The organism is Micromonospora solifontis, assembly GCF_003725545.1.
Taxonomy (GTDB): Bacteria; Actinomycetota; Actinomycetes; order Mycobacteriales; family Micromonosporaceae; genus Micromonospora; species Micromonospora solifontis.
On record NZ_RJLN01000081.1, the window covers coordinates 1 to 25,600 of the forward strand.

Consider the following 25,600-nt stretch of genomic DNA (forward strand, 5'->3'; position numbering starts at 1 on the left):
ATCACCGGACAACTCGCCACACCGGACCAACTCACCGACCCCGACTACTGGGTCCAACACATCCTCGCCCCCGTCCACTACGCCCACGGCATCACCACCCTCCACCACCAACACGGCGTCCAGACCTTCGTCGAACTCGGACCGGACGCCACCCTCACCACCCTGCACACCCAGACCCGGCCCGAGGCGCTCGCCGTACACACCCTGCACCGGCAGCGGGCCGACCAGCACACGCTGCTCGCGGCCGCCGCCACCGTGGACCCCCGGCCCACCGGCGGCCACACCCACCTCGACCTGCCCACGTACCCGTTCCAGCGCAGCCGGCACTGGCTGCCGGCCACCGTGGACGCCGTACCGGCCCGGCCGCCGGTCGAGCCGGCCGGCGGTCATCCGCTGCTCGGCGTGCCGCTGGACGTGGCGGGGACCACCGGACGCTGGTTCACCCGGACCGTGCTGCCCGACCGGCTCCGCTTCGTCGACCAGCACCGGCTGCTCGGCACGGCGGTGTTCCCGGCGACCGCGCTCGTCGAATGGGCGCTCGCCGCGGCCCGGGCCGACTCCCCCGAGCCCGGGTGGACCATGACCGGGATCACCTTCGACGAGTTCCTCCGCTGCGCCGACGGGGTCACGCTCACCCTCCAGGCCAGCGCCGACCCCGACGGTCAGGTCCGCTGCTTCAGCCGCCCCGCCGGCGAGCCGTCCGCGCCGTGGACGCAGCACGTCACGGTCGCCGCCGTACGCTCCGGCACCCCGCCGCCACCGCCCCGGCTGCACCTGGCCGGCGTCCGGGCCGGCATGGCGGCCGAGGAACTCGACGGGTTCTACGACCGGCTCTGGCGGATCGGCGTCGAGTACGGGCCCGGCTACCGGGCGATGAGACGGCTGCTGCGCTCCGGCGACGAGGCCCTCGCCCTGATCGAGGTGGACGAGGCGGAACGGGACGGCGACGGGTGGCTGCTGCACCCGATGGTCCTCGACGCCTGCCTGCACGCCGGCGCCGCCTTCGGGGTGAGCGAGGACGACTTCTGGCTGCCGGCCGGCATCGACCGGATCGAGGTGTACGACCGGCTGCCCCGCCGGCTCTGGTGCCGGGCCCGGTCCCGGGGCGGGCCCGAGGGCGGCGAGCGGGCGATGGACCTGGACCTGGTCACCGCGCTCGGCGAACCGGTGGCCCGACTGACCGGCGTCCGGCTGCGCGCCCTGCCGCGTACCCTCGTCACCGGCCTGGCCGGGTCGCGGCTGCGCCGCTACGACCTGACGTGGGCGGCGCTGCCGGGCCGGCCGGGCCGGCGGGCCGAGGTGGGCCCACGCGACACCTGGCTGGTCTGCGGCCGGGACGCCGAGGTCGTCGCCGACTGGCACGCCCAACTGCTCGGCCTCGGCTGCGCCGCCGCCGCGCTGGTCCTGGCCGACGGCGCCCGGGTGCCGGCGACCGCCTCGCTCGGGGGCGGGACCGTGACCGTGGACCCGGCCGACGAGGCGGCAATCGCCCGGCTGGTCGACGCCGCCCGGGTCGACGGCGTCAAGCTGCGCGGCCTGCTACTGCACGGCGCGGAGCCCGCCGACGCGGACCCCACCGACGGCGCCTACCGCGCCGCCCGGGACGCGCTCGCCGTGCTCCGCCAGGTCCTGCGGGGGTACGGCGACGACGCGCCCGACGTGGTGCTCTGCACCTCGGGCGCGGAGGCGCCGACCGGGGACGGCGTGCCGGCGCCGGCGCAGGCGGTGCTGGGCGGGTTGACCCGGGCGGTGCTGACCGAGCACCCCCATCTGCGCTGCGTGCAGGTGGACCTGGACCCGGCCGGCCCCACGCCGGCGCTCTCCACCGTCCTCGACCGGGTCGCCGAGGCCGACGGCGCCACCCACCTCGCGGTGCGCGACGGCGCCTGGTACGAGGCGCGGCTGCGGGAACGCGACCTGCCCGCCCCCGGCGCCGGTCCGGTGCTGCGCACCGACGCGACGTACCTGGTCACCGGCGGCTTCGGCGGGCTGGGGCAGGCGGTGGCCGGCTGGCTGGCCGACCGGGGGGCGGCGCACCTGGTCCTGCTCGGCCGGCGGGTGCCGGCCGTCGAGCCGGCGCCGCTGGCGGCGCTGCGCGAGCGCGGCGTCCGACTGCGCTGCCTGGCGGTGGACGTGACGGACGGCGACGCCCTCGCGGCGGTGCTGGCCGGGCTGGCCGGGGAGCTGCCGCCGCTGGCGGGCGTGGTGCACGCGGCCGGCGTGGTCGACGACGCGGCCCTGGCCGAGCAGGACTGGGACCGGTTCCGCCGGGTGCTGGACCCGAAGGTGCGGGGCGGCTGGCACCTGCACCGGGCCACGGAAGGTCTGGACCTCGACTTCTTCGTGCTGTTCTCCGCGTTCGGCGCCCTGGTCGGCTCCGCGGGGCAGGCCAACTACCTGGCCGCGAACGCCTTCCTGGACGCCCTCGCCCGGCACCGGCGGGCGCGTGGCCTGCCGGCGACCAGCGTCTGCTGGGGGCCGTGGGCGCAGGCCGGGATGGCCGTCGACCAGGAGGTGCTGGGCCGGCTGGCTGCCCTCGGCCTGGATGCCCTGCCCACCGCCGAGGCGCTGGCGGCGCTGGGCACGCTGCTCACCCCGCCCGCCGGGGAGCCGACCGAGCCGGTGGTGGGGCTGGCCCGGGTGGACTGGCGCCGGTCGCTGACGGCGGCGGGCCGGGCCCGGCCGTACCGGTTGCTGGCCGAGGTGACGCCGGCCGACCTGGCCGGTGGCGCGGACGACGACGCGGCGGGAACGGACCTGGCCCTGCTGGCCCTGACCGACCCGGTGGCGGCCCGGGAACTGGTGCTCGCCGGGCTGCTGGAGCGGGTGGCGCTGCTGCTCGGGCTCAGCGCCGCCGACCAGGACGCGATCCGGCCCACCTTCGCCGGCACCCGGCTGAACGAGCTGGGCCTGGACTCGCTGACCACGGTCCGGCTGCGCCAGCGGCTGCTGGTCGACTACGCCGCCGACGTGCCGCCGGCGGACCTGTTCGGCGGTGGCACGGCGGCGGAGGTGGCGGAGCTGATCTGCCAGCAGCTGACCCTGCGCAGTGTCGTCGCCGCCGATGACGACGACTTCGACGACGAGGACGCCGAGGTGCTGGTCCTGTGAGCGCGAGGAGTGTTGCGGTGAGCGGAGCCGACGAGGGTACGGGCGGCGTCGCCGCCCTGGTGGCCGACCTGGCCCGGAGCGAGGTGCGGTTACGGCTGGCCGGCGACGACCAGCTCAGCGTCAGCGCCCCGAAGGGGCGTCTCTCGCCGGAGCTGCGCGAGCGGATCACCCGGCACCGGGCGGAACTGATCGGCTGGCTGTCCCGGGGCCGGCAGGCCGCCGAACCGGCGGCGGCGCTGCCGGAGATCACCCCCGATCCGGCCGCCCGGTACGAGCCGTTCCCGCCGTCGGACATCCAGATGTCCTTCCTGGTGGGCAGCCGGGAGGGGCTGGAGTACCACGTCCGGCCGCACCAGTACATGGAGGTGGAGTTCCCGGCGCTGGACCCGGACCGGTTCACCCGGGCGCTCAACGCGGCGGCCCGGCGGCACCGGCACAGCCTCGTCGTGGTCCGCGAGGACATGATGCTGGAGACGGTCCGCGACCCGGAGCCGATCCCGGTCGAGGTGGTCGACCTGCGCGGGCTCGACGAGGCCGGGCAGCAGGCCGGCATCGAACGGACCCGGGCCGCCATGCAGCGCCGGGAGCTGCCGCTGGACCGCTGGCCGTGGCTGGACGTCCGGCTCGCCCTGCTGTCCGGCGGGCGGGTCCGGATGCACTGGAACAACAACAACTTCTTCAGCGACGCCCCCGGCACCGGCCGGTTCCTCAAGGACCTGCTGCACTGCTACGACCACCCGGACGAGCCGCTGCCGGAGCTGACCCTGAGCTACCGGGACTGCGTACTGGCCCTCGCCGAGCTGGAGGAGTCGCCGCTGGGGCAGGCGTCGAAGCGGTACTGGCTGGACCGGATGGCCGACTGGCCGACCGCCCCGGAGCTGCCCCTGGCGTCCGGCTCGGACACCCGACGCCGGTCCCGGCTGGAGCGCCGGGAGCACGTGCTGTCGCCGGCCCGGTGGGCGGCGTTCACCCGGCGGGCCGCCGCCCGGGGCCTGTCCCAGACCAACGCCCTGTGCGCCGTGTACGCGGAGGTGCTCGGGGCGTGGAGCGGATCCCGGCACTTCCTGATCAACAACATGAACACCCACCGGCTGCCGCTGCACCCGCAGATCGGCGAGGTGATCGGCAACTTCTCCTCGCTCTATCCGCTGGAGGTGGACTGGCGGGCCGGCGGCCCGTTCCAGGAGCGGGCCCGCCGGTTGCAGGCCCAGGTGCTCTCCGACATGCAGCACGTCTACTGGAGCGGGGTGAAGGTGCTCCAGGCGGTCAACCAGCTCCGCCGCACGCCGGGCCGGGCGGTCTGCCCGTACGCGGTGGGCAGCGCGCTCTTCGTCGGGCAGACGGACCGGCCGGTGTACAGCCTGCTGGAGACCCCGCAGGTGCTGCTCGACTGCGAGTTCTGGGAGCAGCGGGACGGCAGCATGTGGACGGTCTGGGACGTACTGGAGGCGATGTTCCCGCCGGGGTTGATGGACGACATGCTGGCCGGCTACGGCGCGGTGCTCGACGCCCTCGCCGACAGCGACGCGGCCTGGGACCGGGAGACGTTCGACCTGCTGCCGGCCACCGACCGGGAGCGCCGCGCCCGGCTGAACCGGTCCACCACGCCCGCGCCGCCGGGGCTGCTGCACGCCCCCCTCGCGCGGCAGGCGGCCGAGCGACCCACCCGGCCGGCGGTGGTCGCCGGGGACACCACGCTGGACTACGCCACGCTCTACCAGCGGGCCGGCCGGCTCGCCGCGCGGCTGCGGGAGACCGGCGTACGCCCCGGTGACCTGGTGGCGGTGGCCGCCCGCAAGGGCTGGCCGCAGCTCGTCGCGGTGCACGCCGCGCTGCTGGCCGGCGGGGCGTACGTGCCGATCGACCCCGGCTGGCCCGCCGAGCGGATCGGCTGGCTGCTGGCCGACACCGGGGCCACCGCCGTGCTCACCGACGCGGACAGCCGGGCGGCGCTCGCCGGCGCGGCGACCGCGCCGCTGCTGGTGGTCGAGGACGCCGTCGGCGACGGCCCGACCCTCGGGTACGCGCCGCTGCGCGAGCCGGGCGACCTGGCGTACGTGATCTACACGTCGGGGTCCACCGGCCGGCCGAAGGGAGCGATGCTGGACCACCGGGGGCCGCTGAACACCGTGACCGACGTCAACAGCCGGTACGGCGTCACCGAGCGCGACGTGCTCCTCGGCCTTTCCTCGCTCTGCTTCGACCTGTCCGTCTACGACGTGTTCGGGGCCGCGGCGGCCGGCGCCGCGCTGGTCCTGCCCGACCCGGCGCGGCACGACCCGGCGTCCTGGCTGGCGCTGGCCCGGGAGCACGGGGTGACCGTCTGGAACTCGGTGCCGGCGCTCATGCAACTCCTCGTCGAGGAGGCCGAGACGACCGGGGTCCACCTGCCCGACCTGCGGCTGGTGCTGCTCAGCGGCGACTGGATCCCGGTCACCCTGCCGGACCGGATCCGGGCGGTCGCGCCGCGCGCCCGCGTGATCAGCCTCGGCGGGGCCACCGAGGCGGCCATCTGGTCCATCGCCCACCCGATCGAGCGGGTCGACCCGGACTGGGTGAGCATCCCGTACGGGCGGCCGCTGACCAACCAGACCTGGCATGTCCTGGACGAGCTGGGCCGGGACGCGCCGACCTGGGTGCCGGGACACCTGTACGTGGGCGGGATCGGGGTGGCGCTGGGCTATCTCAACGATCCGGAGCGCACCGCCGTCGCGTTCGTGTCGCACCCGGTGACCGGGGAGCGGCTGTACCGGACCGGCGACCGCGGCCGGTACCTGCCCGACGGCACCATCGAGTTCCTCGGCCGGGCCGACTTCCAGGTGAAGATCCAGGGCTTCCGGGTGGAGCCGGGCGAGGTGGAGCACGCCCTGCTGGAGCACCCCGACGTGGGCGGCGCGGCGGTGGTCGCCCGGGCCTCGGGCGCCGGCCGGCAGCTGGCCGCGTTCGTGGTCGGGCGGGACGGCGGGAGCCGGCCCGACCCGGTGGCCGTACGGGAGTTCCTCGCTGCCCGGCTCCCCGCGTACCTGGTCCCCGCCCACGTGGTGGTCCGCGACGCGCTGCCGTTGACCGGCAACGGCAAGGTGGACCGGCGGGCGCTGGAGACCGTCGACCTCGCCGACGGCGCGGGCGAACGCCGGCACGTGCCGCCGCGCACGCCGACCGAGGAGGCGCTCGCCGAGATCTGGCGGGAGATCCTCCTCCTCGACCGGCTCGGGGTCGAGGACGACTTCTTCGACCTGGGTGGACAGTCCTTCGCGGCGTTGCGGGTGGTCGGCCGGATCGCCCAGCGGCTGGGGCGGCGCGTGCCGCTGGGCGCGCTGCTGGAACGGCGTACCGTGGCCGGGCTGGCCCGCTGGCTGGACGCCGCACCGGCGGACTGGTCGCCGCTGGTCCGGCTCACCGGCGAACCCGGCGACACCGGCGCCCCGCCCTGGGTGCTGGTGCACCCGGCCGGTGGCGACGTGCTCTGCTACCGGGACCTCGCCGCCCGGCTGGACCGGGGCTGCCTCGCCCTGCAGGCTCCCGGCCCGGCGGTCGGCCGGGAACCGGTGGCCGACCTCGGCGAGCTGGCCCGGCTCTACCTGGCCGCGCTGCGGCGGGAGCAGCCGCACGGCCCGTACCTGCTCGGCGGCTGGTCCTCCGGCGCGGTCATCGCGGCGGAACTCGCTCGGCAACTGGAGGAGGCCGGCGAGCGGGTACGGCACCTGGTGGTCGTCGACGCCCCCGCCCCGCTGGCGCCGCAGCGGGTGGCCGACACCGACATCCCGCTATGGTTCCTGGAGGACCTCGACCGGGGCTTCGACCCCGGGCTGGTCACTCCCGAGCAGCGCCGTGAGCTGGCCGCCCTGCCCGCCGAGGAGCGGCTGGACGGGGCGGTGCGGCTGGCCGCCAAGCAGGGTGTGCCGGTGGACGACCTGAGCGGCGGCACGCTGGCCGCCACGTACGCGGTCTTCGACGCGGTGGTGCGAGCCTGCGCCGGGCACCGGGCCGGGCGGGTCGACACCGACGTCACCGTGCTGCGCGCCCGCGACGGCCGGGTCAGCGAGTTCGCCGACCACCCGTACGGCGACCGGGCCGACTGGGGTTGGGCCGAGCTGACCGGCGGGCGGCTGGCGAGCCTGCCGGTCCCCGGCACCCACCACACCGTGCTCACCGCCGTCGGCGTGGAGCAGGTCGCCGCGGCGTTGAACGCGGCGGCCCGCGACTGACCGCGGTCCGTCACCGGCGGTCCGACCGGGCCGCCGCCCCCGTCCACCGCGCGACCGGTGGCCGACCCGTTCGTGAAGAGGAGGTCCGGTGGCCCGCCAGTGGAAGGTCCTGCTGGTCACGTCCGTCGCCGTGATGATGGCGCTGTTGGATGTGACGATCGTCAACGTGGCGGTGCCGGCCCTGTCGGCCGCCTTCCCGGACAGCTCGCTCAACGACCTGTCCTGGGTGCTGAACGCGTACAACGTGGTCTTCGCGGCGGCGCTGATCCCGGCCGGGCGGCTGGCCGACCGGTGGGGTCGACGGCGGGTGTTTCTCGCCGGGGTGGTGCTCTTCCTGGTCGGCTCGGCGGCGTGCGGGCTGGCGCCCGCGGTGGGTGTGCTGGTCGCGGCGCGGTGCGTGCAGGCGCTCGGCGCGGCGGCCGTCATGCCGACCTCACTCGGCCTGCTGCTGCCCGAGTTCCCGGTGCACCGGCGGGCCACCGCGATCGCCCTCTGGACCGCCACCGGCACGGTCGCCGGGGCCGCCGGCCCGTCCCTCGGCGGGGCGCTGGTGGCCTGGCAGGGCTGGCGGTGGGTGTTCCTGGTGAACCTGGTGATCGGGCTGCCCGGCCTGCTGGCCGCGGCCCGGGTGCTTCGGGAGACCCGGGACACCACGCCCGGCCCGTTCCCGGACGTGATCGGCGCGCTGCTGCTCGGCGGCGGGATCGGCACCCTCGCCCTGGCCGTGGTCCGGCTGCCGGACTGGGGGGCCACGTCACCGGCGTTCGGCGGCGCCCTCGCCGCCGGCGCGGCCCTGCTGGCCGCCCTGGCGGTCCGGTCCGGCCGGCACCCGGCCCCGGTCATCGAGCCGGCGCTGATCCGCATCCGCTCGTTCAGCGTCGCCAACCTCGGGTCGCTGGTCTTCGCCGCGGCGATGAACGCGCTGCTGCTGTGCAACGTGCTCTTCCTGACCCAGGTGTGGCGCTACGACAGCCTGGCCACCGGCGGCGCGCTGACCGCCGGCCCGGTGACCGCCGCGGCGCTGGCCCCGCTGGTCGGCCGGCTCGGCGACCGGTTCGGGCCCCGGGCGGTGGCGCTGCCGGGCGGGTTGTTCTTCTGCGCCGGGGCGCTGCTGTTCGCCCGCGCCCCGGGCCAGCCGGACTTCCTGGCTGCCTTCCTGCCGGCGGCGGTGCTGATCGGCGCGGGCGCGGCGTTCAGCTTCCCCGGCTTCGGGCACGCCGCGTTCGCCGAGTTCCCCCGGGCCCGCTTCGCCACCGGGGTGGCCATCGCCTCGTGCCTGCGGCAGGTCGGCGCGGTCCTCGGCGTGGCCGTCCTGATCACCGTGCTGGCCGACGGCAGCGGCACCCCGCTGGCCGTGTTCCACCGCGCCTACCAGGTGATCGCCGCCGGTGGGCTGCTCGCCGCGGTGGTGGCGCTCACCCTCGGCCGGGTGCACGCCCGGGACGTGGCGCATGTCCCGGCGCCGGCCGGTCGGCCGGCGGGCGCCGATCCCACGGCGAGCGGTCCAGCGACGGCGGCCGGGGCGCGACCGGCAGCGCGCGGCTGACGGACAGGGGTAGCCCAAGGTCCCCGGCGGGCTCTCACCGCCGCTCGGGCGGGTCGGCCGGCCCGGCACCGCCGCTCAACCCGACATCCCCTTGAGAGCGACATGTCTCTCCGACATGAACATGACTCAGGGACATGTCGCTTCGAGGAGGTTCGCCGTCCGCAGACGTGACGCTGTGTCGCGGGTGGGGCCGCCGCGGAATCGGGTCACCGGCGGGGCGGACCACCGGCGGGCCGGTGCGCGGCCAGCCAGTGGCAGGGCTGCCCGCTGAACCAGGCCGTCCGCCAACCCTCCTGCAGCGCGGCGACCAGCCGGCCGCCGAGATCCGCGGCGGGCCGGCCGCTCACCGGGGCGGTGAGCCCGGCCGCCACCGCGGCCAGCTCGGTCCAGGTGGGCTCGATCGGGGCGACCCGGACCTGGTGGCCGTACCGGGCCGCCCAGGCGCGGACCGCCGGCCGCCGGGCGGTCCGGTCCCCGGCAGCGAGCAGGTGCAGCCGGCCGTGGGACCGGCCCTCGGCGACCGCGGCCAGGAAGTCGCCCAGCGACGGCGGCGAGGCCGCCGTGGGACCGGCGGGGACGCTACTGGTCAGGGCCGCGACGACCCGGCCCAGGTCGGTGGCCGGGTCGTCGGACCCGACGGACCCGCTGGTGGCCGGCGCGGCGAGGGCGAGCAGGCAGTCGCGGGGGTCGCAGTGCAGCCCGACCAGTTCGGCGCCGGCCAGCGGCAGGTCGGGCAGTCCGGGCAGGCGGAACCCGGCCGGTTCGGCGGGGCGCAGGCCCCAGCGCCGCCAGACCCGGGCCACCGTGCCATTGGACACGCCCAGCTCGACGCCGAGCGCCCGGCTGGACCAGACACCCCCGCCGGGCGGGACGGTGGTCAGCGTCCGCAGCACCACGTCGGCGTCCCGCACCCGCGGGCGGCGGCCGGGACGTACCCGGTCCCGCAGGCCGGGCACCCCCTCCTCGGCGTAGCGGCGCAGCCAGGTCGCCACCGTCGGCGGGGTGGTGGCCAGCCGACGGGCCGTCTCGGCCTGCGACAGGCCGGCGGCGGCGGTCAACACGATGGCGGCCCGCAGGGGTTCACCCCCGCGGCGGTCCCCGTCGGACAGCGAGAGCAGAATCTTCCGCTCCTCCGGCGAAATGGCGATCGCCCGTTCCTGAGCCCGTTGCCCCATTTATCCGACCCCCCGGAATGAAATGCACACGTCGAGAGTGGACGGTATGGTCGGGCTAATTCGACGGTCAATCGAGCCGCCGCGACTAGGGGGTTACCGAGCTGCTCAGCCGGCACGATAAGGGGACCTGGGGCGTACCGTAGGGGGGTCTTCCAGCGGTGCGTGACGGCCTTGTCGCGGTACCCCGGAAAAGCGCCGACAAATTGCCGTGTCGTAAATATCTTTACGTTTACCGTATGGCTTTGGCGTCGCCGTACGTCGCACGATGGTGGCATCTGCTCGGCGGTTTTCGAGGAGTCCCGCATGTACGACGCGATCGTCGTCGGTGCGCGCTGCGCCGGTGCCACCACCGCCATGCTGCTGGCGCGGGCCGGGCACCGGGTGCTGCTGCTGGACCGCGCGAGCTTCCCCAGCGACACGATGTCCACCCACTACGTCCACCCGCCGACCATCGCCCGGCTGGCCGGCTGGGGCCTGCTGGACCAGCTGCGCGCCAGCGGCTGCCCGCCCCTGGAGGTGTCCCGGTGGACCCTCGCCGGCGTGCCGGTGACCGGCTGCGCGCCGCCCGTCGACGGCATCCGGGCCGGCTACGGGCCGCGCCGCTTCGTGCTGGACACCCTGCTTGTCCGGGCGGCCGAGGCGGCCGGCGCCGAGCTGCGCGAGGAGTGCAACGTCACCGACCTGCTCTGGGACGGCGACCGGGTGGTCGGGATCCGGGCCCGCGGGCCGCGCGGCGAGTTCACCGAGCGGGCCCGCGTGGTGATCGGGGCGGACGGGCTGGACTCGATGGTGGCGAAGAAGGTGCAGGCCCCGAAGTACGAGGCGGTGCCGTCGCTCTGTTGCGTCTACTACACCTACTGGAGCGGGTTCACGGCCGACTACGAGGTGTTCGTCGACCACCGCCGGCTGGTCGGCGCGGTACCCACCAACGACGGCCTCGTGATGGTCGTCGTGCAGGCGCCGCGCGAGGAGTTCGACGAGGTCCGCAAGGACATCGAGGGGTCGTACCTGCGCTCGCTGGCCCTCGCGGCGCCGAGCGTGCTGGAGCGGGTCCGGTCCGGCCGGCGCGAGGAACGGTTCGTCGGGACCGGCCGGCTGCCCAACTTCTTCCGCCGGGGCAGCGGGCCGGGCTGGGCGCTGGTCGGCGACGCCGGCTACCACAAGGACTCGATCGGGGCCAACGGCATCAGCGACGCCATCGCGCACGCCGCGCTGCTCGTCGAGCACCTGTCGCCGGCCCTCGGCGGCGCGCGGCCGGTGGACCGGGCGCTTGTCGACTACACCGTGCGGCGCGACCGGGAGTCCCTGCCCACCTACCACTTCAACCTCCAGGCGGCCCGGCTGCGCCCGGCCGACGAGCTGCTGGACGTGCTCCGGGCGATCCAGGGCCACCAGGAGCAGATGGACCGCTTCTTCGGCTTCATCGCCGGGATGTACGGCTGGACGGAGTTCGTCGACGGGGTGGCGGCCGCCCTGGGGACCCCGGCCGGCGCCCCGGGCGCCCCGGCCGGATGACCACCGTCCCCCGCCCCCGCCCCCGCCCCGACGACCCGACACCTGGCAGGAGAGATCATGACGGCGCCTGACCTACTGTCCGAACTGCACCGGCGCGGTGTGCGGCTGCGCCTGGTCGACGACCGGCTGGACGTCCGGGCCGCCGCCGGGGCACTCACCCCCGAGCTGCGCGACGAGCTGCGCGAGCACCGGGACGCCCTGGTCGCGCTGCTGCGCCGGCTGTCCGACGGCGGCACGCCGCAGGAGATCGTGCCCCGGCCGCAGGAGCGGTACGAGCCGTTCCCGCTGACCGACATCCAGCACGCCTACTGGGTGGGGCGCAACCCGGCGCTGCAACTGGGTGGCGTGGCCACCCACTACTACTTCGAGCTGGACGGGCTCGACCTCGACCCGGTCCGGCTGGCGGAGAGCCTGCGCCGGGTGATCGACCGGCACGACATGCTGCGCGCGGTGGTCGACCCGGACGGGCGGCAGCGGATCCTGCCCGAGGTGCCGCCGTACGACCTGCCGGTGGCCGACCTGCGCGCGGCGCCCGAGGACGAACGCCGGGCCGCGCTGGCCAAGACCCGGGCGGAGATGGGTCACCAGCTGCTGCCGCCGGAGCACTGGCCGCTGTTCGACCTGCGCGCCTCGCTGCTCGACGAGCGCCGGATCCGGCTGCACATCAGCATCAACGTGCTGATCATGGACGCGTTCAGCCTCCAGTTGCTGTTCCGCGACTGGCGGCGGTTCTACAGCGACCCGGACTGGTCGCCCGAGCCGCTGCCGCTGTCCTACCGCGACTACGTCCTGGCCGAGGAGGCGGCCCGGGACGGTCGCGAGTACCGAGCCGCCGAGGCGTACTGGCGGGACCGGCTGGACAGCCTGCCGCCCGCGCCGGCGCTGCCGCTGCGCGCCGGCGCCGTCGGCGGCCCCGGCGGCGCGCCGGTGGAGTTCGTCCGGCGCAGCGCCCGGCTGCCCCGCCCGCTCTGGGACGCCCTGAAGGCCACCGCACAGCGGTACGGCGTCACCACCTCGGTCGCGGTGATGAGCGCGTACGCGGAGGTGCTGCGCACCTGGTCCCGGCAGGCCGACTTCACCCTCAACCTCAGCCTGTTCAACCGGCGGCCGCTGCACCCGCGGATCGGCGAGCTGATCGGCGACTTCACCTCGGTCACCCTGCTCGCCGCCACGGCGGTCGCCGGGGAGTCGTTCGCCGACCGGGCCCGCCGGCTCAACCGCCAGCTCGTGCAGGACCTGGAGCACTCCGCCTTCAGCGGGGTCCGGGTGCTGCGGGAACGGTCGCGGCGGCTGGGCGGCGGGCCGGGCGCGGCGATGCCCGTGGTGTTCACCAGCGCCCTCGCCCTCGGCGACCGGGAGCAGCGGACCCCGGACTCGCGGTTCTTCGGCGAGTTCGGCTACGGCATCAGCCAGACCCCGCAGGTGTGGCTGGACCACCAGGTCACCGAGGAGGGCGGCGACCTCTGCCTGGACTGGGACGCGGTGGAGGCGCTCTTCCCGGCCGGGCTGCTCGACGACATGTTCGACAGCTACCAGGCCCTGCTGCGCCGGCTCGCCGAGGACGCCGCCGCGTGGGACGAGGTGGACGCTTCGGTGCCGCTGCCGGCGCACCAGCTGGCGCAGCGGCGGCGGGTCAATGCCACGGCCGCCGACATTCCCGCGCGTACCCTCTGCGACCTGGTCGAGGAGCGGGCCGCCGCGCAGCCGGACGCGCCCGCGGTGATCACGCCGGACGGCGGGCTGACCCACAGCGAGGTGGTCGACCGGGCCCGGCGGCTGGCGGTCCGGCTGCGCGAGCTGGGCGCGGGCACCGGGCAGCTGGTCGCGGTGGTGCTGGACCGCTGCGCCGAGCAGGTGCCCGCCGTGCTGGGCGTGACCCGCGCCGGGGCCGCGTACCTGCCGATCGAGCCGGCCTGGCCCGACGCCCGCCGGGCCGACCTGCTGGACCAGGGCCAGGTGTCGATCGTGGTGACCACCCCGCGGCTGCGCGACGAGCTGGCCTGGCCGGCCGGGCTGCGCCTGGTCACCCTGGACGACCCCGAGGTGCGCGCCGCCGACCCGGCGGCGGCCGGGCCCGGGCCGACCCCGGACGACCTGGCGTACGTCATCTTCACCTCAGGGTCGACCGGCCGCCCGAAGGGCGTGATGATCGACCACCGGGGCGCGGCCAACACCGTGCAGGACGTCAACGCGCGCTTCGGCGTCACCCCGGCCGACCGGGTGCTGGGGCTGTCCGCGCTCAGCTTCGACCTGTCCGTCTACGACGTGTTCGGCGCCCTCGCGGCCGGGGCCGCGGTGGTGCTGCCCGCACCGGGCCGGGCGGCCGACCCGGAGCACTGGGGCGACCTGGTCCGCGAGCACCGGGTCACGCTCTGGAACTCGGTGCCCGCGCTGATGCAGGCCTGGGTGGACGCGCCGGCCGCGCATCCCGACCCGGCGGACTCGGCGCTGCGGGTGGTGCTGCTCAGCGGCGACTGGATCCCGGTACGGCTGCCCGACGCGATCCGCGCCCGCCACCCGAGGGCGGCGGTGCACAGCCTGGGCGGCGCCACCGAGGCGTCGATCTGGTCGATCACCTACCCGATCGAGGTGGTCGGCGCCGACTGGACCAGCATCCCGTACGGGCGTCCGATGGCCAACCAGACCATGCACGTCCTCGACGGCGGGCTCGCCCCGTGTCCGGTGTGGACGCCCGGTGAGCTGTGGATCGGCGGGACGGGCGTGGCGCTGGGCTACTGGGCCGACCCGGCCCGCACCGCGGAACGCTTCCTCCGGCACCCGGTCACCGGCGAGCGCCTCTACCGCACCGGCGACCTCGGCCGGTGGCTGCCCGACGGGACCATCGAGTTCCTCGGCCGCGACGACGACCAGGTGAAGCTGAACGGCTTCCGGATCGAGCTCGGCGAGATCACCGCGGCGCTGTCGCGGCAGCCGGGGGTGGCCGAGGCGGTGACCGTGGTGGACACCAACCCGGGCACCGGCCGCCGCCAGCTCGTCGGGTACGTGGTGCCGGCCGATCCGGCCGCGCCGGTGCCCGCCGAGACGCTGCGCGCCGGGCTGGCCCGGGTGCTGCCCGAGTACATGGTCCCGCACCACTACCCGGTGCTGGACCGGATCCCGTTGAGCGCGAACGGCAAGGTGGACCGGGGCGCGCTGCCGTCGCCGTGGACCGAGCCGGATCCGGCCGGGCCGCGCGCCGCGCCGGGCGACGAGGTGGAGCGGGCCATCCTGGCGATCTGGCAGGAGGCGCTGGGCCGCGACGACTTCGGCGTGACGGACAACTTCTTCGAGCTGGGCGCCGACTCGCTGCACGCGGTCCGGATCCTGGGCCGACTGCGCGAGGAGTTCGGCATCGAGCCGGACGCCGACGAGGGCCTGCCGATGCTGTTCGACAGCCCGACCGTGGCCGAACTCGCCGACACCGTGCGGGGCCTGCTGCGGGAGCCCGTGTGACCGCCGGCTGGGACGACGTGGTGGTGGGCGCCGGCTCGGCCGGCGCCACCCTGGCCGCCCGCCTCTCCGAGCAGGCCGGGCGGCGGGTGCTGCTGCTCGAGGCCGGTCCGGACCGCTCCGCTGCCGACGGCGGCCCGGAGCAGCTCGGCCGGCCGACGCTGGCCGGTCTGAACTGGGAGTACGAGACCGCCGACGGGGACCGGCCGGTGCCGTACCGGGTGGGCCGGGTGGTGGGCGGCTCGTCGGCGGTGAACGGCGCCATCGCACTGCGCGGGCTGCCGGCCGACTTCGACGAGTGGGCCGCCGCCGGCAACCCGGAGTGGGCCTGGTGGAAGGTGCTGCCGTACTTCGTGCGGCTGGAGACCGACCACGACGTGACCGGGCCGGAGCACGGCGACCGGGGGCCGGTGCCGATCCGCCGGCTGGCCACCGGCACACCGCTCGGCGACGCGTTCGTCGACGCCTGCCGCCAGCAGGGACTGCCGCCGGTGGCCGACCTGAACGCCGCGCCGACGCCGGGGGTCGGGGCGCTGCCGACGAACTCGTGGCAGGGCCGCCGGATGGGCACGGCCGAGACGTACCTGGCCGCCGCGCGGGGCCGGCCGAACCTCACGATCTGGCCGGAATCCACCGCGCTGCGGCTGCTCGGCGACGGGTCGCGGGTCACCGGGGTCGAGGTCCGGCGCGGCGGGCGGACCGTCCGGGTCGACGCCGACCGGGTGACGGTCAGCGCGGGCGGGGTGAACACCCCGCTGCTGCTGCAGCGCTCCGGCATCGGGCCGGCGGACCGGCTCGCGAAGCTCGGCGTACGCCCCTGGGTGGACCTGCCGGGCGTCGGCGCGAACCTCAGCGACCACCCGCTGCTGGGCATCTGGACGGTGCCCCGGGCCGGGTTGTGCCGGGCCGGCGACCCGTGGCACTCGGTGGTGGCCCGGGCGGCCAGCGACGGCGTCGATCCGGACCTGATGGTCTTCCTCAACTGCAACGTGGCGCCGGAGGACGTGCCCACCCTCGGGCCGATGCTGCGCGGGCGGCCCGGCGTGTCGGTGGCGGTGATGCTGATGAGCACCGACTCGCGCGGCAGCGTCGCGCTGCGGGACGCGGCCCCGGACAGCCCGCCGGAGATCCGCCTCAACCTGGCCCGGGAACCCCGCGACGAGCAGCGGCTGATGACCGGCACCCGGCTGGTCTGGTCGCTGCTGCGGGCGCCGGCGATGGCCGGGCTGCTGGAGCGGGTGCTGCTCTGGACCGACCGGATGGTGGCCGAGGAGCCGCTGCTGCGCCGGGCGGTCCGGACCTTCGTCGCGCCCTCCTGGCACCCGGCCGGCACGGCCCGGATGGGCCCGGCCGGGGATCCGGGCGCGGTGGTCGACCAGTTCCTGCGGGTGCACGGGGTCGACGGGCTGCGCGTGGTGGACGCCTCGGTGCTGCCCACCGTGCCGCGGGCCACCCCCAACCTGACCTGCGTGATGTTGGGCGAGCGGGCGGCCGGGTGGATGTCGGAGATGCGGTGACCGGGTGACAGCGATCTGTGCGGGCTCTGCCAGCACCGGTTGCGAACCTCGCCGCATGAGTGACGCCTTCCAGGCCCAGGGCCTGGTCAAACGATTCGGCAAGACGGTGGCGCTGGACGGCATCGACCTGTCCGTGCGCACCGGCGAGGTGCACGGCTTCCTGGGCCCCAACGGGGCGGGCAAGACCACCACGATCCGGATCCTGCTCGGCCTGCTGCGGGCCGACGCGGGCACGGTGCGGCTGCTGGACGGCGACCCCTGGCGGGACATCACCCGGCTGCACAAGCGGCTGGCGTACGTGCCGGGCGACGTGAGCCTGTGGCCGCGGCTCTCCGGCGGGGAGACCATCGACCTGCTCGGCCGGCTGCGCGGCGGGCTGGACCCGGCCCGCAAGGCCGAGCTGCTCGACCGCTTCCAGCTCGACCCGCGCAAGAAGGGCCGGGCCTACTCGAAGGGCAACCGGCAGAAGGTGGCCCTGGTCGCGGCGTTCGCCTCGGACGTGGAGCTGTTCATCCTGGACGAGCCCACCTCCGGCCTCGACCCGCTGATGTCCGAGGTGTTCAACCAGTGCGTCAGCGAGGTCCGCCGGGAGGGCCGCACGGTGCTGCTGGCCAGCCACATCCTCGGCGAGGTGGAGAAGCTCTGCGACCGGGTCAGCATCATCCGGTCCGGGCGGATCGTGGAGACGGGCTCGCTGAGCGAGCTGCGGCACCTGACCCGCACCACCATCCAGGCCCGGCTGGGCCGCCCGGCCGCCGGGCTGGGCGAGCTGCCCGGCACCCACAACGTCACCGTGGACGGCGACCGGATCAGCCTCCAGGTCGACCCGGACGCGCTGCCGGAGGTGCTGCGCCGCCTCGGCGAACACGACGCGCGCGAGCTGGTCAGCCAGCCGCCCACGCTGGAGGAGCTGTTCCTGCGGCACTACGACGTCGGCCCGCACCGCAGCGGGGAGAAGGTCGGTGCCCGATGAGTGAGCTGGTCGGCACGTGGCGCCTGGCCCGGCTCGCCCTGCGCCGGGACCGGATCGGCCTGCCGGTGTGGGTCCTGCTCGCGATCAGCCTCGCCGCCGGTCCGGCCGGGTCGCTCGCGGACGCGTACGCCACAGCGGAGAAGCAGCGCGAGTACGCCGAGGGGGTGGGCAGCAACCCGGCGGCCGCGGTGTTCAGCGGGCCGAGCATCGGCGTCGATCACCTGGGCGGCATCGTGGTCAAGGAGAGCGCCGTCTGGGTGCTGCTGCTGGTGGCGATCACCAGCATCATGCTGGTCACCCGCTACACCCGCAGCGAGGAGGAGAGCGGCCGGGCGGAGCTGGTCACCGCCGCCGCCGTCGGCCGGCACGCCCGGCTGGCCGCCGCCCTGCTCGTGGTCGGCGTCGCCGACCTGCTGATCGGGCTGGGCGCCGCCGCCGGGCTGATGGGCGCCGGGCTGTCCGGGGCCGGCTCGCTGGCGTACGGGCTGGGCGTGACCATGGTGGGCTGGGTGTTCGCCGCCGTCGCGGCGGTCACCGCGCAACTGGTGGAGGCCGCCCGCACCGCCAACGGGATCGCCCTGGCGGTCTTCGGCGCCACCTTCCTGCTGCGCGGCATCGCCGACTCCGCCTCGGTGGCCAACGACGGCACCGGGGGCACCCGGCAACTCGCCTGGCTCTCCCCCACCGGCTGGTTCTACCAGCTCCGACCGTACGCCGGGGAACGCTGGTGGGTGCTCGGGCTGGCCGTGGTGGTCGGGGCGGCGCTCACCGGCGTGGCGGTGGCGCTGAGCCGGCGGCGGGACATCGGCGCGGGCCTGCTGGCGGCGCGGCTCGGCCCGCCGGACGCCAAGCCCGGGCTGGCCACGCCGCTCGCCCTGGCCTGGCGGCTGCAGCGCGGTGGCCTGATCGCCTGGGCGGCCGGCGTGGCCGTCGGCGGGGCGGTGCTCGGCTCGCTGGCCCACGACATCACCGACATGGTCGGCGACAACGCCACCGCGGCGAAGGCGATCCGCCAGCTCGGCGGCGCCGACGTGCTGGTCGACAGCTACCTGGTCTGGGTGCTGCGGATCCTCGGCCTGGCCGCCGCCGCGTACGCGGTCTCGGCGGTGCTGCGGCTGCGCTCGGAGGAGTCCGGGCTGCGGGCGGAGCCGGTGCTGGCCGCCGCGGTGACCCGCACCCGGTACGCCCTCAGCCACGTGCTGGTGGCGGTGGCCGGCGTGGTGGTGCTGCTGCTCACCGCCGGACTGGTGGTCGGGCTGGTGCACGGGGCCCGCTCCGGGGACGTGGGCGGCGAGCTGCCCCGGATGCTGGGCGCGGCGCTGGTGCAGCTGCCGGCGGCGCTGCTGCCGGCCGCGCTGGCCGCGGCCCTGTTCGGGCTGCTGCCCGGCGCCACGCTGGTGGCCTGGCTGTTCGTCGGGGCGATCCTGCTGATCGCGCAGCTCGGCCCGGTGCTCGAGCTGAACCAGTGGGTCATGGACGTCTCCCCGTTCACCCACCTGCCCCGGCTGCCGGGCGGTGACGTGACCGCGATGCCGCTGGTCTGGCTGGGTGCGCTGGTGCTGCTGCTGGGGGCGGCCGGCCTGGCCACCTTCCGCCGGCGCGACCTGGACACCGCCTGATCTCCACCCACCCCCCGATCGGGGCCGTGGCCGACTCGCGGGTCGGCCACGGCCCCGTGCCACGTTCGTGCCCCGCACCCGCGGCGACGGAGGGTGACAGCGATCTGTGCGGGCTCTGCCAGCGGGCGTTGCCAGCATCGACGGTATGCGGTACGGATTCCAGGCCGAGGCCCTCGTCAAGCGTTTCGGCACGAACACAGCGCTCAGCGGAGTCGACTTCGCGGCCCGCCCGGGCACGGTCCTGAGCGTGCTGGGGCCCAACGGCGCGGGCAAGACCACGGCGGTACGGATCCTCGCCACCCTGCTGCGCCCGGACTCGGGCACGGCCATGGTGGGCGGGGTGGACGTGGTGCGCCAGCCGGCCCGGGTACGCCGGCTGATCGGCATCGCCGGGCAGGACACCTCGGTCGACGAGGACCTGACCGGCGCCGAGAACCTGGTGCTCATCGGCCGGCTGCTCGACCTGCGCAAGGCCGAGGCGACCGCCCGGGCCACCGAACTCCTCGAACGGTTCGAGCTGACCGAGGCGGCGGGCCGGCGGGTGGCCACCTACTCCGGCGGCATGCGGCGCCGGCTCGACCTGGCCGCCAGCATGATCGGCCGGCCCTCGGTGATCTTCCTCGACGAGCCGACGACCGGGCTCGACCCGGCCAAGCGGGAGGAGGTCTGGCGGATGATCCGGACGATGGCCGGCGACGGCACCACCGTCCTGCTCACCACGCAGTACCTCGAGGAGGCGGACACCCTCTCCGACGACATCGTCGTCCTCGGCCAGGGCAAGGTCATCGCCAACGGCAGCCCGGACGAGCTGAAGCAGATCGTCGGCGGGCAGGCCATCCAGCTGCGCGTGGCCGACCAGGCGCAGGCGAGCGAGGCGGCGGCCATCCTGGCCGGCGTCGCCGGGCACGCGCCCGACCAGGTCGGTCCCGGGGTGCTCACCGTGCCGGTGGTCGGCGACGCCGCGTTCACCGAGGTGGTCCGCCAGCTCGCCGCGGCGAACATCGCGGTGACCGAGCTGTCCCTGCGGCTGCCCAGCCTGGACGAGGTGTTCTTCACCCTCACCGGCCGGCACACCGCCGAGCCCGAGCGCGAACAGGAGGTGGCAGCGTGACCGCGACCAGTGTTCCCAGCCAGTCCACCGGCACGGTGCCCGAGTCGGTCAAGCGCCCGTACGGGCTGCTCCGGCACAGCCTCGCGCTGGCCGGGCGGAGCCTGATCAAGGTGCGCCGCACGCCGGAGGGGCTGGCCCACGCGGTGCTCATCCCGGTGATCTTCCTGGTGATGTTCGTCTACCTGTTCGGCGGCGCGGTCTCCGGCAACACCAAGCAGTACCTCCAGTTCATCTTCCCGGCGGCGCTGGTGATGACGGTGATCATCTCCGGCATCATGATCACCGGGGTGAGCTTGAACGCGGACATCCGCACCGGGGTCTTCGAACGGTTCCGCAGCCTGCCCATCGGCCGGTCGGCGCCGCTGATCGGCTCGGTCGTCGGTGACCTGATCCGGTACGTGATCTCGCTGGTCACCGTGTTCGCCTTCGGCTACCTGCTCGGCTTCCGGGTGGAGACCGGCTTCCTCCAGGCCCTCGCGGCCGGCGCGCTGACCGTCTTCTTCGGCTTCTGCCTCAGCTGGGGTTACGTGCTGGCCGGCGTGGTGTCCCGGGACGCGGCCGGGGTGCAGGGCATCGTCACGCTGACCATGTTCCCCCTCGCCTTCGGCACCAACATGGTGGCGCCCACCGACACCCTGCCGGGCTGGCTGCAGGCCTGGGTGAAGGTCAACCCGGCCAGCCACGCCATGGAGGCGTGCCGGGGCCTGCTGCTCGGCGGGCCGGTGGCCGGGCCGGTGATGCGTACCCTGCTCTGGTCGGTCGGACTGCTGGCGTTCTTCATGCCCCTCGCGGTACGCGCCTACCGCCGGCGTACCTGAGCGTCGATGAGGGCGAGGGCGTCGGCCCGGTCACGGGCCCGCCCTCGCCCGACGGCGGTAGCGTGGACCTCCCCGCCCAGCACGTCGGCGAGCCGGCGGCCCAGCTCGGTCGCGTCGGGGTGGAACGAGTCCGGGCCACGGTGCAGGGAGCTGGCCGCCCCGAGCAGCTCGGCGGCCAGCTCCGCCTCGCCGCAGGCCAGGCGCGCCGCCGCCGCGGCCACCCCGATCTCCGCCAGCACCGGCACGTAGCCCGGTTCGGCGGCCAGGGCGAAGGCGGCGGCGAGGTGCTCCCAGGCGCTCCGCTGGTCCCCCTGGGCCACCGCCAGCTGGGCGGCGGCGCACCGGTGCATGGCCCGGTACAACGCCGCGTCGAAGGTGATCCGCTCGAGGTCCGCGCGGGCCCGGTCGTACGCCCGGGCCGCCTCGTCGAAGGCGCCGTCGTAGCGGGCCAGGTGGCCCAGCCACAGGTGGGCCAGCACCAGGTAGCGGGCGGTGACCGGCCGGGCCGCCGGGGCGACCAGCGCGCGCAGCTCGTCCCGGGCCCGGGTCAGGTCGCCGTGCCAGATCAGCGCGACGGCGAGCAGGATGCGCTGCAGCGCGGCGTCGGCCGTCGCGTCGAGCGTGTGCAGCAGGGTGCCGGCCTCCTCGGCGGCCGCCATGGCCACCGGGAAGTCACCGAGCACCAGGTGCACGTGCGCCTCGAAGGTGAGGGCCATGGCCAGGCCCCAGCGGTCCCCGGTGGCCCGGAACGCGGCGGCCGCCTCCGCCAGGTCGGCCCGCATCGCGTCGGTGTCGCCGTCCTGGCCGTGCAGCAGCGCCGCCATCAGCATCAGCGTGCCCCGCGCCCACGCGTCCGGGTGGTCGCGCAGCCGGGCGATGGCCGCCAGGCCGGCGGCGGCGTCCGCGCGGAGGAAGGCCAGCGCCGGGTCGAGCAGGGCGGCGACCGGGTGGTCGTCCGGCTCCGCGCGGTCCGGCAGCCGGGCCAGCAGCGCCTCGATGGGCAGGTCCCCGCCGGCCCGGCCGCCGGTGAGCACCGTGTTGAACAGGTAGGCGGCGGTCGCCGCCCGACGGGCCGCCGGCGGCGCCTCGCCCGGCAGTTCGAGCACCGCGCGCAGCCAGGCGGCGGCCTCGGCGTGGTTGCCCTGCACGGTCCAGAGCGGGCTGACCGCGGCGGCCAGCCGGACCGCCACCGCGGCGTCGCCGGTGTCGCAGGCGAAGTGGAACGCGGCGAGCAGGTTCTCCCGCTCCGCGGCCAGCCGGGGCAGCCAGACGAGCTGCTCCGGACCGCGCAGCCGCAGCTCAGCCCGCTCGGACAGCTCGAGGAAGTATTCGGCGTGCGCCCGCCGGGCGGCGCCCACCTCGTCCTGCTCGGCCAGCCGCTCCAGGCCGTACTCCCGGATGGTCTCCAGCATCCGGTACCGCGGGTGTGGCCCGTCCAGCCGTTGCAGCAGTGACTTGTCCACCAGCGCGGCGAGCAGGTCCAGCGCGGCCGGCGCGATCGCCGGGGGCAGGTCGCAGAGCCGGGCGGCGCTCTCCGGGGTGACCGCGCCGGGGAAGACGGCCAGCCGCTGCGCCAGCCGGCGCTCGTCGGGCTCCAGCAGGTCCCAGCTCCAGGCGACCACGGCGCGTAGCGTGCGGTGCCGTGGCATGGCCGTGCGGCTGCCCCCGGTGAGCAGCCGGAACCGGTCGGAGAGCCGGGCCGCCAGCTCCTCCACCGGGAGCGTCCGGGTGCGCGCGGCGGCCAGCTCGACGGCGAGCGGCAGGCCGTCCAGCCGCCGGCAGACCTCGCACACGGCGGCGACGTTGGCGTCGGTGACCGCGAAGCCGGGCCGAACCGCCACCGCCCGGTTGACGAACAGTTGCACCGCCGGGGACTCGACGGCCTCGGCGACGGTGGCCGCCGGGGCGGGCAGGGCGAGCGGCGGCACCGGGCAGAGTGCCTCGCCGGCGATGCCCAGCGGCTCCCGGCTGGTCGCCACGATCCGCAGCTCGGGGCAGCGGCCGAGCAGCTCGTCGACCAGCCGGGCGGCGGCGTCCACCAGGTGCTCGCAGTTGTCCAGCACCAGCAGCGCGGGCGCCACCGAGAACGCCTCGACCAGCTGGTCGAGCAGGTCGCGGGGGCCGGGGCCCTCGAGCAGGCCGGCCTCGCGCAGGCCGAGCGCCCGGACCACCACCTGCGGCACGTCGTCCGGGTCGGTGACGGCGGCCAGCTCGACCAGCCAGGCACCGCCGGGGTGGGCGTCGGCCAGCGTGCCCGCGAGCGTGGTGGCCAGCCGGGTCTTGCCGGCGCCGCCGGGCCCGACCAGGGTCACCAGCCGGCCGTCCCGGAGCTGCCCGGCGAGGCGGCGCAGCTCGGCGTCGCGGCCGACGAAGGTGGTCAGCGGGGCCCGCAGGTTGCCGGGCCGGGTGGCCGGACCGGGCGCCTGCGGCGGGCCGGGTCGGTCGGCCGAGGTGGCCGCCGGCGCTCCGGCCGGCGCGGCCCGGGTGAGCGGGACGGCGGCCGGGGTCAGTGCCGGATCGCGCCGGAGCATGGCCACGTGCAGGTCGCGGACCCGCGGCGACGGGTCGACGCCGAGTTCCTCGGCGAGCCGGGCGCGGAAGTCCTCGTAGGAGCGCAGTGCCTCGGCCTGCCGGCCGGTGGCGTAGAGGGCGTTCATCAGCAGCGCCCGGGTGCGCTCCCGCAGCGGGTGCCGGGCGGCCAGCTCCTCCATCTCGGCGACGAGCTGGTCGGCCCGGCCGGAGACCAGGTCGGCCTCGGCACGGTCCTCCAGGGCGGAGAGCCGCAGCTCCTCCAGCCGGGCCGCGGCCGCGGCCGCGTACCGGGTGTCGCTGGCGTCGGCCAGCGCGGGCCCGCGCCACAGCGACAACGCCTCGGCGAGGCAGCTGGTCGCGGTGGCCGGGTCACCGGCGCGCAGCGCCCGCTGCCCCTCCCGGGCCAGCCGTTCGAACCGGTACGCGTCGACCGCCTCCCGGGGCAGCTCCAGCCGGTAGCCGCCGTGCGCGGAATGCAGGGCGGACGTGGCCGGCAGGGCCCGGCGCAGCCGGGACACCAGCGACTGGACGGCGTTCGTCGGGTCGGTCGGGGCGGTGTCGGCCCAGAGGGCGTCGGTGAGCGCCTCGACGGTCACCGTGCGGCCGACCTCGAGGGCGAGCAGGATCAACAACCGGCGCAGCCGGGCGCCACCGATCTCCACCTGCCGCCCGTCGGCGGCCACCGTGAGCGGCCCGAGGATGCCAACCTGCATGCGGCCCATCATCTCACCGGGTACCGACGCGGTGACGAACAGTCGGTTTCGTGGCGGGGCGCGGACCGGGTCAGGCCGGAGTCGACACCCGGCCGACCAGGTAGGTGTAGAGGACCGCGGAGTTCACCCCGTCCAGGCCGAGCGCGGCGTGCAGCGCGTCGTCGTAGAAGCCGCACAGCCCCACGCTGGACAGCCCCAGCCCGGTAGAGACCAGGGAGAGGTTCTGCGCCACGTGCCCGCCCTCCAGCAGCACCAGGCGGTACGACCGCAGCCCGTAGTGCAGCCGCTGGTAGGTCAGGTCGGCGACCAGGAAGAGCCAGAGTGGACAGCCGGCCGCGTCGATCTTGCCGCCGGCCTTGGTGGCGGGTAGCCGGGGGTCGGTCGCCGGCACCGCCGGGATGAGCTCGCCGGTCAGGTCGCGGGCATCCAGCGGGAGCAGCGCGTGCGCGTCGGGGTCGTACAGGTGGAGCCCGCGCGGCACGCCCGCGACGTCGTGGCAGTAGGCCAGCAGCCGGACCGGGTAACGGTTGCCGCCGCTGGGATGGGGCCGCACCCGCAGCGGCGCGTCCGCACCGTCCATGGTCTTCTCGCCGGTGACGGCGGCGGTGTGGTAGAGCAGCCGGCCCAGGTCGTCCGCGGTGAGCGGGCCGGCGTACGTGCCGTACGCGCTGCGCCGGGCGAGCAGCACCTCGGCCAGCCCGGGCAGGTCGGCGTCCCGCCCGCCGAGCGGCAGCGGCGTGCCCCGCACGGGCAGCGGCTGGCGGCCCTCGAACCCGGCGCCGACCAGGTCCGGCATCTGGTCGAGGATGGTGGCCGGCGCGTACTTGGCCTCCTCGTGCAGCCGGCGGTCGAGCGCGTCGGGGCCGTCGGCGAAGAACGGGCCGCGCGGCGCGGCCCGGAGCACCGCGAGGGACACCAGCCAGGCGGCCTGGGCACGTTCGGCGGCGGTCAGGCCGATCCGCTGCTGGTGCGCGCCGACCAGCCGGCGGAACACCGCCGCGGCGGGGGCGTCGAGGTGGCCGGCCTGTTCCAGCCCGCGCAGCTCGGCGAGGGTCTCGGCGAGGTGCCGCCGCCACTCCCCCAGCCCGGTGCCGGCGGCCTCGGCCTCCGCGCGGGCGCGCCGGTGCCAGGCCGTCCACTCCGCCTCGTTGCGCAGGAAGGCGCTCTCCGCGGCGAACCGCCCCTCGCCGGCCGGTCCGGCCTCGTCGGCCGGGACCCGCGTACCGTCGCCCGGGTCGGCCGGGTCGGCGTCGCCGCGCAGCCAGGCCAGGGACGCGGCCCAGTCCAGTCCGGTGGCGACCACCGCGGCCAG

The 25,600-nt window shown here is 76.0% G+C and carries 13 protein-coding genes; 10 read left to right on the forward strand and 3 right to left on the reverse strand.

The window, feature by feature from the left end:
• From EFE23_RS29090 to EFE23_RS22365, 3 genes are all read left to right on the forward strand, one after another.
• Positions 1–3,111 (forward strand): SDR family NAD(P)-dependent oxidoreductase (locus EFE23_RS29090; RefSeq protein WP_123242896.1); only part of this gene is annotated, 3,111 nt, incomplete at its 5' end.
• A 17-nt stretch (positions 3,112–3,128) separates the two neighbouring features.
• Complete coding sequence (locus EFE23_RS22360; protein ID WP_123242897.1) at positions 3,129–7,319, forward strand: non-ribosomal peptide synthetase; 4,191 nt, start codon at positions 3,129–3,131, stop codon at positions 7,317–7,319.
• A gap of 88 nt (positions 7,320–7,407) precedes the next feature.
• Complete coding sequence (locus EFE23_RS22365; RefSeq protein WP_123242898.1) at positions 7,408–8,865, forward strand: MFS transporter; 1,458 nt, start codon at positions 7,408–7,410, stop codon at positions 8,863–8,865.
• A 206-nt stretch (positions 8,866–9,071) separates the two neighbouring features.
• Here EFE23_RS22365 and EFE23_RS22370 read toward each other — a convergent pair whose 3' ends face one another.
• Positions 9,072–10,040: a helix-turn-helix domain-containing protein gene (locus EFE23_RS22370; protein WP_123242899.1), complete on the reverse strand. Its 969-nt coding sequence runs from the start codon at positions 10,038–10,040 to the stop codon at positions 9,072–9,074.
• A 303-nt stretch (positions 10,041–10,343) separates the two neighbouring features.
• Here EFE23_RS22370 and EFE23_RS22375 point away from each other — a divergent pair, with 303 nt between their 5' ends.
• From EFE23_RS22375 to EFE23_RS22405, 7 genes are all read left to right on the forward strand, one after another.
• Positions 10,344–11,555: an NAD(P)/FAD-dependent oxidoreductase gene (locus tag EFE23_RS22375; RefSeq protein WP_123242900.1), complete on the forward strand. Its 1,212-nt coding sequence runs from the start codon at positions 10,344–10,346 to the stop codon at positions 11,553–11,555.
• 57 nt (positions 11,556–11,612) lie between these two features.
• Entirely contained in the window at positions 11,613–15,008 is a 3,396-nt protein-coding gene (locus EFE23_RS22380) for a non-ribosomal peptide synthetase (RefSeq protein WP_123242901.1), read from the forward strand.
• Complete coding sequence (locus tag EFE23_RS22385) at positions 15,005–16,522, forward strand: GMC family oxidoreductase (protein WP_123242902.1); 1,518 nt, start codon at positions 15,005–15,007, stop codon at positions 16,520–16,522. Before EFE23_RS22380 ends, EFE23_RS22385 begins: the two co-directional genes overlap by 4 nt.
• Before the next feature lie 55 nt (positions 16,523–16,577).
• Positions 16,578–17,495, forward strand: coding sequence for an ABC transporter ATP-binding protein (locus EFE23_RS22390; protein WP_123242903.1), 918 nt, complete (start codon positions 16,578–16,580; stop codon positions 17,493–17,495).
• On the forward strand, positions 17,492–19,114 hold the full coding sequence (locus EFE23_RS28275) for an ABC transporter permease (protein WP_158675904.1): 1,623 nt from the start codon (positions 17,492–17,494) through the stop codon (positions 19,112–19,114). Before EFE23_RS22390 ends, EFE23_RS28275 begins: the two co-directional genes overlap by 4 nt.
• 145 nt (positions 19,115–19,259) lie before the next feature.
• Complete coding sequence (locus EFE23_RS22400) at positions 19,260–20,225, forward strand: ATP-binding cassette domain-containing protein (protein WP_123242904.1); 966 nt, start codon at positions 19,260–19,262, stop codon at positions 20,223–20,225.
• Entirely contained in the window at positions 20,222–21,043 is an 822-nt protein-coding gene (locus EFE23_RS22405) for an ABC transporter permease (protein WP_123242905.1), read from the forward strand. The genes EFE23_RS22400 and EFE23_RS22405 overlap by 4 nt, the downstream gene beginning before the upstream one ends.
• Here EFE23_RS22405 and EFE23_RS22410 read toward each other — a convergent pair.
• On the reverse strand, positions 21,025–24,288 hold the full coding sequence (locus EFE23_RS22410) for an AfsR/SARP family transcriptional regulator (RefSeq protein WP_158675905.1): 3,264 nt from the start codon (positions 24,286–24,288) through the stop codon (positions 21,025–21,027). The two genes, EFE23_RS22405 and EFE23_RS22410, sit on opposite strands and share 19 nt — an antisense overlap.
• A 70-nt stretch (positions 24,289–24,358) precedes the next feature.
• The coding region (locus EFE23_RS22415) for a SagB family peptide dehydrogenase (protein ID WP_148058505.1) at positions 24,359–25,600 on the reverse strand (1,242 nt) is incomplete at its 5' end.